This is a genomic window from Chitinophaga sp. 05T412 (assembly GCF_056396465.1).
In genome coordinates, this window is the sequence record NZ_JBFTLN010000003.1 from 739,051 (window position 1) to 753,869 (window position 14,819).

Below are 14,819 nucleotides of genomic sequence, written 5' to 3' on the forward strand. Positions count from 1 at the left end.
ATCCATGATTTAATTACTGCCGGCTTTAGACCTCCGCTGCTCATCAGCAGCACCACCTTCCGTACGCATTTTAGGCGCTTTGCCTTTTCCGAAACGATAGGTGAAATTGATAGTGGCCGCCCTGGAGTAAAAGTTGATCAGCCAATTCTGATTCAGATTCTTGTAATTGTAGGTCGACCCTTCATCTTCTGATTGCAGGATATTGGTCACCTTGGCTGCTACAGAACCTTTGCCACCAAACAACATTTGCTTAACACCTGCACTAAGAATGTAATAGCCCCCGAATGTGGTGCCAATTACCCGGTGTTGCGATACCGCCTTAAAGGTGATTTCCGCAGAAAATGTTTTGCTGAGCGTAAAGCTGTTAATGGCATCCAGGTTAAAAGACAGTACGCCGTTATTATCAAACGTAAAGCCATCTTCATTTCCACTGAAAGCCTGCCGGTAAAAAGAAATACCCTCACTGGTACTCCACCAGGGTAACAGCTGTTTCATGAAAACGATATCAAAATTGAAGGAATAAGAACCCTTGATGTTAGTGGGCATGCGGGTGATCGTTTCTTTGCTACTATCCAACCTGGGTATAGTACCCATATAGTCATGGTAATTATCGTAACCAAAGGTTAGGAACAGCTGGTTTTTGTACGACCAGGTCAGCTCACTGTTGACAGATGTTTGCGGCTGCAGATTAGGGTTACCCTGGAAATACAAGGTAGGTGACAAAGGCCGGCGGAACGGGATGATCTGTGAATATACCGGCCGGTCTGTCCTCCGCCCTATTTTCATATTGAGCGACTGATTTTTGTTAAGTTTGTAGTCTATAAACAGGGAAGGAAACAACTGCACATAATTTCTTTCAATACGGAAATCCCGCAAACGTTGCTCCCCATCACTCCAGGTATGTTCTCCCCGCAGCCCCACCTGGAAGCTCAGCTGCTTGTATTCTTTATTGAAATTAACATAAAGCGCATTGATATTCTCCCGGTTAACGGTAAGATCACTGTTCAGAGAATCCGGGACTACCTTGTCGTCTTCTTTGTTAAAGAACTTATTGTCGGTATTAATATTCACAAAACTCGATTTCCATCCAAACTCCAGTTTGGCATTGCCTTTCAAGGGCTGTGAATAATCTATTTTGGCAGCATATATATGTAGTTGCCGGTGCTGCTCCAGCAGGTTGTTCTCATCATTCAGAAATTTATCATTGGCGTCATAATAACGACTCTTGATATCCTGGTTAGCATAGCCCCAATAATTGGCATAATCGAGATCACCGGAAATCTCCCTGCCTGTACTGTCTATCTTGTGCGCCAGGTGCATGGAAACGGTATAGTTAAATGGTTTGTCCCGCACATCATTATGGAAATCCTGGCTGCCTTTTGGCAACTTACCTTCATAGTCGGTGGACTTCGCAGTGACCTTGTTTTTGGCAACCTGGAATCCGCCGATGGCAGACACCGACAACGTTGTTTTGGGAGACAGATAAAATTCAGCGCCCAAAGCCGGGTTATATGCATTCGACCCACGGATATTATCATTATCTGCCTGCTGCCGCAGTTTAATGGAACCATTATCGTTTAGCACATCGTTCGTGATATGATTCACAAAAAATGTTTTATTGTTCTGGTAAGAACCATTAAAGAAAAGATTATAATGTTTGGTTTTCCAGCTAAGATTAAATCCGGCATTGTACCTGCTGAAATAACTCTGTCCGAAACCTGCATTCACGCTACCGTTGAAGCCTTCTTTCTTCACTCTTTTCCTGACAATATTAATAATCCCTCCGCTACCGGCAGCATCATAACGCGCACCTGGTTTAGCCATGATCTCGATTTTCGATACGTTGGAGGAAGCCATGCCACGCAGCATATCTGCCAGGTCTTCCGGAGACATCATCATGGCTTTACCATCCATAAAAACAGTGACACCTCTTTTTCCGTTGAGCGTAATCATGCCGCTCGGGTCCATCTGTACGCCCGGCAAACGTTCCATCACTTCCAATACATTGGAGCCCTCAGAAATAATGCTGTTCTCTATATTCACCACCGTTTTATCAAGCTGCCGTTCTATCATTGGCGTTTTCGCTTTTATTTCCACACCACTCAGCTGTTTGGATTCACTGCGCACGGACAAATTCCCCAAACGAACCGGCATGCCTGTTATCTGTACATCATAATGACGTAATTTTTCATATCCAAGGATGTTGATCTCTATAAAATAATTTCCTGCTTTCACGGTGCCAAAAGAGAACACTCCCTGCTCATTGCTCAGGGCTGTTTTATACACCAGCGAGTCGGTAGATTTTTTCAACAATACCACTGCGTCGCGCAGGAGCTTCCCCTCACTGCTCTGTAGCGTTCCGCTGATCTCACCTCCTTCAACCGTCTGTGCATACAGGTCTGGCAATGAAGTAAACAGGAGTAGCAGCAGCAATACTATTTTTGCGCAGCTCCGCCAGAAAGAGGCCAGAGAAGCGCTCTTAGCAGGTAACACCGGCGGGCAATAACTGTAAAATGGCATACAATAACTTTTAAGTGAGATGAATTATTTGGTTGAAAATATCTCCGGCTGCCGGCTTAACGCTGCTGCTGGAAAGCCATATGCTGGCGGCACGACCGGATGATATCTGCTATCTGTTGTGGATGATCATGGATAAAAAAGTGATTCCCTTCCAGTATCTTATAACCAAAACGCGACTTTGTATACCGCCGCCAGTTAGTGATCTGGTCTGCTTTTTCCTCTTCACTTCCCATCATCGCAAATAGTGGTGTACTAATGGGATCAGTAGCGGCGGCATTATTTCTTTCCGTAATCTCAAAATCGGCGCGTAAAATGGGCTCAAAAAAATCAAACAACTCCTCGTTTTCCATGATCTCATCTGGTACGCCACCCAGCCGCTTCAGCTCCCCGATAAATGGCTCCCGCTCCATCAGATGACGGTGTTTGGGCTCATAAATTCCTGGCCCGGCATTACCGCTCACAATCAGGCAGCCAGGCAGCTTGCCGGCTTTTTCCAGCATACTGGTTACACTCAATGCCAGGTAAGCGCCCATACTATGGCCATACAATAAAAACTCCCCGTGCGTATACCTGGCCGTGATCTGCCGGAACACGTCACGAACCGCCAGCGTGAACTCACGCAGCAGTAGCTCCCCGCCACGTTTTCCCCGCCCCGGCAACTCAATGGGTACCAACTCAAAATCCGGCAACCATTGCTCCAGGAAACGGAAAGAATAACTGTTACCTCCGGCAAAATGCAACAGGAACAATTGTGCTTTTTTCATAGTCATATTTTATTGGTAAACAGGTACACCTTCCGCTGCCAGCTTCCCGTAATCCATCTTGTATAGCCTGTCGGCACAATGGTAGTATTTGTCGTCATGCGTGATAGCCAGGATAGTGATGCCTTCCTGCTTGAGCATCGGGATAATCTCCGTGTAGAATTTTTTCCGGAAATGCGGGTCCTGATCCGCTGCCCACTCATCTATTACCAGCACCGGCTTATTCTCCAGCAACACCGTGATCAGCGCCAGCCTTTTCCGCTGCCCCGTGGAAAGGGAGGTGGTGGAAAATGTACGCCCCTCCAGCGTTACCTTGCCCTCCAGCTCAAACAGCTGCAGGTAATAATTCCAGCGTGCCAGGTCTACGTCGGGAATACCGGCGAGGTCATTGAACAAATAAAAATCGCTGAACACCACGGCGAACATCGCCCGATAATCAACATAATTATCTTCCCCTACTTCCACACCATTCAGCCAGATCTGGCCGGCAGTAGGGATCTGCAATCCCAACACCGCATGCATGAAAGTGGTTTTGCCGCTGCCGTTACCACCGTAAATAAAAACAGTTTCCCCTTTGGTGATGTCGAAGTTGACAGGCCCTATATGGAAAGCCTTTTCTGCTGTTGTTCCGTACTGGAATTCAAGCCCCCTGATAGCAATGTGCTCAAAGTTGCCGGAGAAAACATCTCCCCCGGAAGACGGCGTATGATAGTCCGTTTCCTCCAGTTTGGTTTTGAGATCCATCAGGTGATTGGATGCCACCCTGGCCCTCACCAGGTTGGGCAGCAATACCATAATGGTTTCAATAGCCCCTAAAAGGTAGAGCAGCGTAAACACAAAACTTACGGTGTTGCCGGAAGGGATATTCAGTGTAACACTGAATACCAGCAATATGGAAGAAATCAGGATGTAAAATAATACCTGCCCGGTGATCTGGTTATTCAGGAATCCCGTATAGGCTTTGGTGTTATTCGTAAATGCTTCCCTGGATATCTCCCCTATCTTTTCATTAAAAATATACTGACCCTTTGCCGGCTCCATATATATTTCCTTAAAGCCGTTGAGGATAGCGTTAAAGTTCTCCTGGAAGCTGGTCTCCAGCCTACGGGCATTCTGGAAATTACGCACGTTCACCCTTGCCCGGAAACGGTATACTCCTATCCCCAGCAAGGCGATCACCAGTGTAATACCAAACAGCAGCACGGAAATGGTAGCCAGGTAAACCAGGCAGGAAACAGCCAGTATAGCTGCCGTAAAAAAATCAATAATCCCCATGGAGGCATTCGTCAAAATATTCACATCGCTTACTACAGCGGCATGTACATCTGTTCTCCTGCTGGCCAGCTGCTGATAGTCGGCCTTCAGTACCAGCGCTAAAATCTCTTTGCGCAGGCTCCAGAAAAGCGTTTGTGAAAGATGGATGATGGCGAGCGCCAATGTTCTCCTCACCCACATGAATGCCAGGATAATACAGGTAAACAGGATCATGTACTCCTTGCTGATCGTATATTCCCCGGCGATGATCAATGTCACCACCCTGGTCACGGTATTAATAAAAAGGAAGCTGCATAATCCCGACAGGATACCAAGACACACATATTTTAACAACCCGGTTATACCGGTGCGTGGCATGGCGAGTTTAAGTATTCGTTTCATAAAGTGCTTGCTTAAAAGTTCCGGCCACAATGGCCGGTGGTGATTACAACGCGACCATTTCGGCTATTTCATAGAACAATTCTTTTTCTCCATATAACCGCTCTGAAATAATATTTTGCTGACGGCATTCGTTGATCAGCTTATTGGACTGTACAATCGGATTCGATTCATCTGTGTATTTAATAGAGCTGATAAATTCCAGCCACGGTTCCATACCCATTGCATACACATACAGTTCCTTAGGCTTAAAAACATCTACCATCGCCTTCCCCCGCTCATAGTTGGAACCGGCCAGGCGGCGGGAGTTATCCATATCACGCGGAATATCTTCTGTAAGTAAAGGCCCGTATAACCACGACAACGGCGCACCATCGCATTCCATGCCAAGGAAAAGACTATCCACAGGGCCGGTTACTTTAAAAACTTCCTCATACAGTTTTGCTTCTACATTGCAGGAGTCAGCGGCGAACATCAGCGTATACTCACCTATTCTCACGTGGTGGCAAAGTTTGGAGCGGATATCAAGATCAGAATGTTCTCCAATGAAAGGAATACCCGTGATCCTGCAATTACCGGAACCAACAGTATCAAACTCTCCTATCTCCAGCACATTGTTAAAGCCAATAGCATTAAACATCTTCTTCAGTCCCGGGTCCTGCATGCTGCCGTTACCTGACCTGGGCACTACAATATGACCAATGCGGTGACGGAGAGAAAGCAATGTTTCAAACAGGATATGATCCTGGTGATTATGTGTGATGATGACATAATCAATTTTTTCAGGCAAGTGTGCCTCTGAGTAACGGGTCACATCGGTGGAGTATMCATGATAGCTAATCACAGGGTCCACCAGCACGCTCACATCTTTTGTTTCCACGAGAATACAGGCATGACCGAAATAACGCATGCGGATCTTGTCGCCTTCATAAGGGCTGTATGCTACCGGCGGTTCCTTTGTAAAGAAAGTATTAAACAACGCACGGTCTTCCTCTCTGATATTGAACGCCTGTGCAATATCTTCTATATCCCCGGCCACGTGGCGCATGCGGCTTAGCATATCAATACCCGGATGTTTGAAAGGCACTTCTACATGAATCACATTCGGTTCATCAAGGCGTGGTGTGCTCAATACAAAAGGCCGCTCATCATTGTTGGTGATCCATAAAGCCACGCTCTGGGATGCTTCATGATAACATTCGCTGTTGTACAGCAACGGTTCAAAAAAACGAAATGACGGATTATTATTGAGGTCATATACCAACTCCACTTTACCCTGGAGAATGTCAGGCACTTTACTATACAATGTATCCATGGAAAAGCCGCGGGCAGAAGTTTTTAGTAACTGGTTCAGTTCCGCTATCGCAGCCGCGAAACGCAGGTGATAAGCTTTTTCTGCTACTGTAGCCGCACGCAGCGCTTTTACTTCTTCCACTCTATTCACCGGTAGATCTACAAATGGGCCGCCACGCATTTTGGGATTTTTGGCAGCTGCAGCGTGGATATGCGGATTCTGTATATAGGAATCCATAATTTTCAGATGCCGGTTCACTACATTCATCGCGGAAGTAGCAGGAGAAATCAGGTGCGACCAGGCGTACCACCGATCAAATAAGGGTTCAACCACCAGGTTGGGTTTTGCGTACCAGGTATTGTCTTTCATATGTTTTGGGTTTTTGTTTTTTTTTAAAAGATGATCAGGCATTGCCCGCCACCGGCGAATGAATAAATCCTTGCTCCATACAATACCGGACAATAGTACCGGCGTACTGCTCCCGGTCGTAATCAATCGCGGCACCTATTCCTTCCAGGTATGCCTGGGTAGCCGCTTCGTGGATGGTAAAGCGGGTAGTTTCCGGATCGGTTGTACCGTACTTCATCACACCAAGAATAAAATTGTCGCTGGACAGATCACTGTTGCTGATCACTTTATCTACTTCTTTCAGGAAGCTGTCCATATCGGTGCGCTGCAGGTGAATATGATGCTGCGCCAGCTGCGCTACCATCTGCCGCAACCTGATAGGCGCTGTTTCGAGGATATGAAAAACAGAGAGGTCGTTGTTCCTGTGCAGGGCCGCACGCACGCAGGCAGCGGCTACCAGGTCTACCGGTGTGGAAGCGAAAGAATGCTCCAGTATCTCATCACAATAAAATCCGATAGCAGCCAGTGTTTTCAACCGCTGATACAAACTGTTGGAAGCTATGTTCTGCTGAAACAAGCCTGTATAAAGCTCTCCGCTGATATTGCCCACACGGAAAACATTCACGTGCATGTTGCCTTTATGTTGTTGCAAATACTGCTCTGCCTTGAATTTGGAGGCAGGATAAATCCGACGGCCAAACTGTTGACCAAGATCTAGATCTGTTTCATAGAAATCAGCAGCAGGTACCTGCGGAATGTATCCGCCACTGGCAACAGCAATCGTAGAGAAATGATTAAAACAGGTGACACCCGCCTGCTTTGCAAATGCGAGTATATGCACCGTACCTTCGTAATTGATCTGCTCTGTGTGAGCCGCTTTACCAAAGTGACTCACGTTAGCGGCCAGATGAAATACCGTGTCCATACCAGTGAGCTGTTGTTGCCCCTCGTTGCTGAGGTTCAGTCCTTCGTGGGTCACATCTCCCCTGATACCCACCACACGTGTTTCATCCAGCTGCAGGTCCGGGAAGTAAAACCGGATGCTCTCTGCCAGCCGTGCCTGAGCGGCTTCATCATCCGCAGCCCTCACTACACAAATGATCTTCGCCGTAGTGATGGCCAGCAATTCGCGGAGCACAAATATGCCCAGGAAGCCGGTACCGCCGGTCAGCAATATTTTTTGTGGCGACGGGCGCAAACCGGCGCTTTGTCCTTTTATTCGCTGTACCAGCTGCTCATAGGCAGGTGCCCGGTCGGAAAGCACTACCGGTGCAATGTCAGGCACCTGGTTCTCGGCTATGGGAATACCATTCTCTGCAAATTTTTCCATGATCAGGGCCGCCTGCATGGCAACTGTACAGTAATCGAAAATGTCGGCGTATTCCAGGCTTACCGCAAACTTTTTCTCTATCCGTTGTAATACGTCAAGGCCAAGAAGAGAGGAGCCACCAAGATCAAAAAAATCATCTTCCAGACCTACTGCTGTTATCTTCAATTTCTCCTGCCAGATCTCCTGTATACCTTCAATAACAGCCTGTTGGCTGAAGGATTGTTGTGGTGTATTTTCTATCGTTTCTTTTACTTTATCCACCACCGTAAATGCAGGCTTAACTTCCGGCCAGCATCTTTTAGGTTGCAATACCGGCAGGTGCAGGTCTTGCAGGAAACATGCGCGTGCCAGTGGCAAGCCATTCACCGCATACCCCAACCTGTAACAGGCGGCCATCAATTCCAAACCGGTATCGGCTGTTGCGGATGGTGCAACCACTTTCACATTCGTGGGTGGCTGCCACCCACGGATAGTTACGGCCATACTGCCTTCGGTGCCCATCAACAGTAACAGGTGCTGTTCCTGTGGTGATAAGTCCTGCAGAAATTTCATAAAACCTGCTGCATTAAAGGCATCATTATCGGCTGTTTCAAATTGCTGTAATGCATCTTCCATCGGCATTTTACCGGAAAGCAACAACGACAGCAACCTACCTGATTGTCCACCTATGACGCGTGCAGGATGTATGCCACTATGTATCAGCTCCGCTGCGGCGCAGTAGTGCAACAGGAAGGCTTCCTGTTTGGCAGTGAGTGGCCCGTGTTGCGTCCGCAGCGTTTCAAAAGAAGTACGACAGTAATCGTTGTTTGCCAGAAAAGCTTCCAGCTGTGAACGTTCCAGGACAGCGGGAATCAACAGTGATACCTGCTGCCGCGGCAAAGTACGCGGTGTATTAAATGGGAGCGCACGCAACTGCTGTTGCAGGGAATCACGATCCCGGAACAAAATCATTTCCCGGTAAGGTTCATCTTCCATTACCCTGTTCACCGTATAGCAAAGATCTTGTAACGGCACATCCGGATGCCTGTCAAGATAATCCGCCAGATAGTTGCTGATAGCTTTAGCCCTGGCAGTGGAAATACCGGCCACTTTCAATGCAAATTGTGTGGCGGCGTGTGCTACGGGCACCGGCGCCACATACTCTTCCAGTACTACGTGCACATTGGTACCAGTAAGACCATAGGAGCTAACACCACCCGTGCGGGGGCCGCTGCTCTCCCAATATTCCATGCTGCGCTGTATGTTTACAGGTGCGTTATTTTCATTGATATGCGGATTGATCTCACTGAATCCTACCTGCGGCAACACACGCTGATGCTTCAGTGCAAGTACCAGTCTTACCAGCCCTGCCAGTCCTGCTACGGCGCCCAGGTGCCCCAGCTGCCCCTTAACAGAGCTGATGGAACAGATAYGCTCATTCCCCTGTTGTACCCCTTCAAAGGCACTTACCAGTCCACTGAATTCAATGGGGTCACCTAGCACGGTGCCGGTGCCATGTGCTTCTATAAAACGAATCCTGGCCGGATCGACGCCACTGTTTTCCCAGGCCATCTTTATCACGGCCGATTGTGCCACCGGGCTGGGCGCAGAAATATTCTGTATCAATGCACCACCGTGGTTAACGGCAACACCTTTGATAATGGCATGAATCGGATCACCATCACGTATGGCGTCATCTGCACATTTGATGAGAATACAAATAGCACCTTCTCCTCCCAGCGTGCCGTCTGCCGCCTTGTCGAAAGGCAGGCACTGATTGTTACGCGACATCACCGGGGAGTTACGTGATCTGTCTTTGGAGGTAACCCCTAATCCTACCCCTCCTATCAATGCCATACTGCAATCCCCGCTGGATACACTTTCACAGGCATAGTACAGGGCGCTGAGCGAAGAGGAACAGGTAGTATCAAAACCAATTACCGGTCCGCGCCAGTCCATAAAATTGGCGACACGCGTGCCTACCATTCCCGGCATATGTGCGGTGAGCGACAGGTTTGAAAGGTCGTCAAAGAATGTTTTGTATAACGACTGACCAAATGTATGGAAGATCCCTATCCGTTGGCCCCGGAGGGATGAGGAGCGATAACCTGCATTGAGCAGTGTTTTCACGGCACTCTCCAACATAAGGCGTTGCTCAGGGTCCATACGTTCTGCTTCCGCCGGAGCGATCTTAAAGAACTCATTATCGAACAGGTCTATCCGATCGAGATAAGCCTGCGTAGCGATATCAAATTCCCCGAAGCGATCGAACATATCTTTCTGGCGGATGGCAGACAGCGACCCGAAACCACTTTCACCTTTTTTGATGAATTCCCAGAAACCTTCGAGATTGTCTACATCAGCCACTTTCACGGAAATACCGATAATTGCGATTGCCTTTTTCATAACTTTTTTTTTAAAAGATGATCACATCTGTTTCGGGGGCAGCGGTATCACTGTCACCAGAAAGGGTTTGCTGCTGTTCCAGTGCCTGTGCGATGTCGCGTATAGTCAGGTATTCAAAAAACCGGTCGATAGAAAATGTTACGCCAAAAACCTGGTTCACCAGCTGTGACATCTTGATGATTTTGAGTGAGTTTCCTCCCAGGTTAAAAAAGCTCGCCATCACACCAATATTGGTGAGTCCCAGCACTTCCTCCCATATCTTTACGAGTTGTGATTCTGTAGTATTTTCCGGCGCCACATAGGTCTCTCCTATGCGCCCACCAATGGTTTCAGGATCAGGCAGCAACTTGCGGTTAATCTTACCATTGGAAGTAATCGGCATCGACTCCAGTTGCACGTAATAACGGGGTAGCATATACGATGGCAGTGACTTCGACAGGAAAGTACGTAGCTCTTCACTATCTAACGGCAACGCAGATACGTAGTAGGCAGCCAACTCACGTTCTCCCAATTTGTTATCCCACGCCAGCACGACGGCAGTATCCACTGCCGGATGCTGCTGCAACGCATCGGTGATCTCATCCAGCTCTATACGGTAGCCGCGGATCTTCACCTGGTCGTCTTTACGGCCCAGGAATGCGATACTGCCATCGGGCAGCCAACGCCCAAGATCACCCGTTTTATAAAACAGCTCACCCCGTACAAATGGATTGGGAACAAAACGGGCTGCCGTCAGCTCCGGCTGGTTCAGATAACCATTCGCCAGGCCATCGCCACCTATACATATTTCTCCGGCCACACCTATCGGGCATGGACGCAGCTGCTTGTCCAGCACATACACACGGCTATTGCAGAATGGCATCCCAAGAGAAATTTTCGGAGCTGCAACATCAATGCGGCGTAACAACTTTCCGATCGTTGTTTCTGAAGGACCATAGTGGTTGTACACTTCGCAGCTGCCTTTGTGTTCGCGGATATGATCTACCACATCTGCTGTCAGTTGTTCCCCGCCGAAAATCAGGCACTTCGCCGGAGCAAACAAACGGTCTGTTGACTGCAACGCTTTCCAGTGCGAAGGCACAATCTTCATACAATCTACCGGCGCACTGCTTAAACGGTCAGCACTCATCACATCGGCAGCCGAATAAATGCGCAGGCATCCACCCATTAACAGGGAGGTATAAATCACCGTATTACCCAGGTCCGCCGAAATGGTTGATACYAGGCCAAAGGTTTTGCAGCTGCCGATGTTGGTCACCGCACGCACACCGTAGCTGTAATCCACCAGCGAACGGTGACTGATCATCACACCCTTCGGCTGCCCCGTAGACCCGGAAGTATACAGTACATACGCCAGGTCAGACGGATGCAATTCCACGGTGGGCTTTACTGGAATCACCGTATCATCCAACTGGATATCTATTGCATACACTGCCCCATTGTAATAGTCCAGTTCAAACACATAATCCGTTTGCGTGATCAATGCCCTGATCAACGTATCCTGCATAATAAATGCCTTGCGTGCTTTGGGAAGGTCTGGATCAATAGCTACGTAAGCCCCGCCAGTCTTCAGGATGCCAAGGATCGCAATGATCATGTTTTCTGAACGGTCCAGCATGATGCCGATCCGGTCATTGGGCATAATTTTATATTCCGTCAGCAGATAGCTGGCCAGGATATCAGATTTAAGATCCAGCTCCTGGTAACTTAAAACAGTATCATTAAATGCCAGTGCCGGTGCATCGGGTGTTTGCTGTACCTGCGCCGCAAAAAGATCTACTATATTTTTTTCAGATGGATAACCATTCACTGCATGAGAGAATGTTTCTAACAGTTGTTGCTGCTCTGATATACCCAGGTAAGCCAGTTCACTTACAGGAGCAGCAGGGTTTTCAACGATACCTGCTACCAGGTTGGTGAGGTGTTCCTGCAAACGGGCAATCTGTGTTTCTTCATAAATACTTCCATTGTATTTAAACATAAACACAATATGCTCGCCCGGCACTATGATACAAGTAAAATTATAAGCGTTATGTCCCAGTACATTAGAAGAAAGCAACGTGAGCTCCGATGCGCGATCTGAGCGTTCCATATCTTCTGCTACCATCTGCTGCACCGGGAAATTCTGGAATTGCAGGATATGATCGAAGAGGCCCCGTTCCAGTTCACTGGCCGACTGTACATCTGCCAGTTGGGTATAATGATGCGGTACGCCATCAATGGCTTCCTGGCCTACTAATTTCAGCAAAGATTCCGCACTGATGCCGGCATCCATACGCACCCGCACCGGAATGGTATTGATAAAAAGACCAATCATCTCTTCAATACCTCTCACTTCTGCCGGCCGGCCGGATACGATACTGCCAAATACCACATCGTCCGTGTTGTTATAACGCCCCAGCAGAATGCCCCATACCGTAGAGAAAAATGTATTTTCAGTGATGCCCAGCCTGCCGCACAATGACTTTACAGACTGCCGCAACGGGCCATCTATCACAAAATTACTTTTGCGGGAAAGGTATGTTTTGTTGTCGTTGGCAGCTGTACCAGGAACGCTGCTGATCGTATCATAACCGGCGAGATAATTTTTCCAGTACAACAATGATGCAGGCCGATCTGTCCGGGTAAGCCAGCTGATATAATCCGCATAGGGATAAGCGGTATCCAAACGAGGCGCCCGTTGTTGCAACAGACTGTAATAGATCTCAAAAAATTCACGGATAAGAATACCTACACACCATCCGTCCATCAATGTATGGTGATGACTCCAGATAAATTCATACGTATCATTGCCCATCCCTAATACCGTAAGGCGCATCTGTGAGCCGGTATGCAGATCAAATCCCCGTGCGCGGTCTGCCACACGGAATGCCTCCACTTCTATATCTGTAGCATCCACATACGCAAATGCAGGTACAATCTTTTTCTTTACCACCTGTAGCACCCCTTTGCCTGTGAGCTGTGTAAAATGTGTACGCAGCACTGCATGGCGCGCGGAGAGTTGCGCATAACTTTCTGTCAGTGCAGGTATGTTCAGCGGCCCCTTAATCACACAACTCATTTGTTCTACATAAGCAACGGAGCCACGCACGGTGAGCCAGTGATAATAAAATCCTTCCTGCAAAGGACTGAGTGAGTACACATCTTCCAGGTCACCGTCTTTGTTTAGCGCCGCCAGTTCTATTCTACTCAGGTCTTTAAACGTAAGATCTACCGGTGTGGCATAATTTTTATCAGATGCAGACAGTTTTGCTATCAACGCCTGTAACTGCTGCTCAAATACTGATAGCAAACGGCGGATCGTATCTTCCTTGTATTGGGCTTTGCTGTAACCTATTGTCATCCGCAACTGCCCGGAAACAATCATCCCTGATACACTCAGCACGGTGCTGCGTTCCCGTTCCGGTGCCACTTCCACACCGCGGTAGTCGCCGGAGAAAGAAAACAACTGTGTGCCTTCGCCGCTGCCAACACCTGTACCGAAATCGCCCAGGTAGTTGAAAGATAACTGCGGACGCTGTTCTTCTTTTTTGCTCCCGTGATCCTCAGCCTCCTCACGGTGCTTTCGACCCAGGTAACGCTGCACGCCATAACCAATACCTTTGGCCGGCACACGATGCAAGTGCTCTTTCACGGTAATCAACTGGCTGATGGCATCGGGCTGCTCTAATTCCAGCAGCACCGGGAATAAAGTGGTAAACCATCCAATCGTACGTGTTACATCAATGCCGCCGCCAATGTCTTCCCTGCCATGGCCTTCCAACATCACCAGCGTCTGCGACAGACCGAACTCCTGGCGCAATGCCAGACCCAGTGCGGTAAGCAGGATATCATTCACTTCGGTGCGGTAAGCGCTGTAGCACCGGGTAAGTAGTTGTGTAGTAACAGCGCTGTCCAGCAAAAAGGACTGCGACACGCCATCACGTACCTGGTTGCTGCCACCGGCATCATCTAACGGTAAGGGGGATACGTTAACAGCACTAATCCGTTCCCAGTAAGGCGCCGCCGTCAATGCAGTACTTTGCGCATAAGCTTGCAACTGCTCCGACCACCACGCATAGGCATCTGTTTTCGGTGGCAGTTGCAGCACTGCCCCACTGCTATGCTGCTGATAAAGTTCCGACAAGTCTTCCAGCAGTATCCGCCAGGAAACGCCGTCTACCACCAGGTGATGGGCTACCAGCAACAACCGGTCGCCATCCGCAGCGCGGAACAACGCGGCCTTGAACAACGGGCCCACCGACAACTGGAAGCTGCTTTGTATACGGTCGCAATGTGCCGCAAAATCGGTAGCATTATAATCCAGTACTTCCAGCAGCGAACCTCCGGCATCCGTGATGTTATAACCGGCTACTTTAGGCCTTACTGCGGAATCGGCTCCTTTATTCTCCTGCACCCAGCCATCCGCCTCCTGACGATACACCATCCGCAGTGCATCATGATGCGCCCACAACTTATGCAGCGCTGCACGCAGGCTTTCTTCCGAAACGGCCACATGGCTATGCAATAATACCGACTGGTTAAAATG

The 14,819-nt window shown here is 48.5% G+C and carries 6 protein-coding genes; all 6 read right to left on the minus strand.

Annotated features, from left to right (window positions below; translation table 11 throughout):
- Window positions 1-9: 9 nt before the first annotated feature.
- Entirely contained in the window at window positions 10-2,520 is a 2,511-nt protein-coding gene (locus tag AC1DFM_RS10250; protein WP_477076624.1) for an outer membrane beta-barrel protein, read from the minus strand.
- A 56-nt stretch (window positions 2,521-2,576) separates the two neighbouring features.
- Window positions 2,577-3,284 (minus strand): thioesterase II family protein, encoded by a 708-nt coding sequence (locus AC1DFM_RS10255; RefSeq protein ID WP_477076625.1) that lies wholly within the window; start codon window positions 3,282-3,284, stop codon window positions 2,577-2,579.
- Between the two features lie 9 nt (window positions 3,285-3,293).
- Entirely contained in the window at window positions 3,294-4,937 is a 1,644-nt protein-coding gene (locus AC1DFM_RS10260) for a cyclic peptide export ABC transporter (protein WP_477076626.1), read from the minus strand.
- 43 nt (window positions 4,938-4,980) lie between these two features.
- A complete protein-coding gene (locus tag AC1DFM_RS10265) occupies window positions 4,981-6,597 on the minus strand; it encodes an MBL fold metallo-hydrolase (RefSeq protein ID WP_477076627.1) in 1,617 nt (538 codons plus the stop codon).
- A 34-nt stretch (window positions 6,598-6,631) separates the two neighbouring features.
- Window positions 6,632-10,291, minus strand: a complete 3,660-nt coding sequence (locus AC1DFM_RS10270; protein ID WP_477076628.1) for a beta-ketoacyl synthase N-terminal-like domain-containing protein — start codon at window positions 10,289-10,291, stop codon at window positions 6,632-6,634.
- 10 nt (window positions 10,292-10,301) lie between these two features.
- Window positions 10,302-14,819: amino acid adenylation domain-containing protein (locus AC1DFM_RS10275; RefSeq protein WP_477076629.1), on the minus strand; the 4,518-nt coding region annotated here is incomplete at its 5' end.

Bases quoted from the DNA above. Each gene is read 5' to 3' on its own strand.
- AC1DFM_RS10250 (WP_477076624.1), bottom strand. From the start codon at position 2,520: ATGCCATTTTACAGTTATTGCCCGCCGGTGTTACCTGCTAAGAGCGCT.
- AC1DFM_RS10255 (WP_477076625.1), bottom strand. From the start codon at position 3,284: ATGAAAAAAGCACAATTGTTCCTGTTGCATTTTGCCGGAGGTAACAGT.
- AC1DFM_RS10260 (WP_477076626.1), bottom strand. From the start codon at position 4,937: ATGAAACGAATACTTAAACTCGCCATGCCACGCACCGGTATAACCGGG.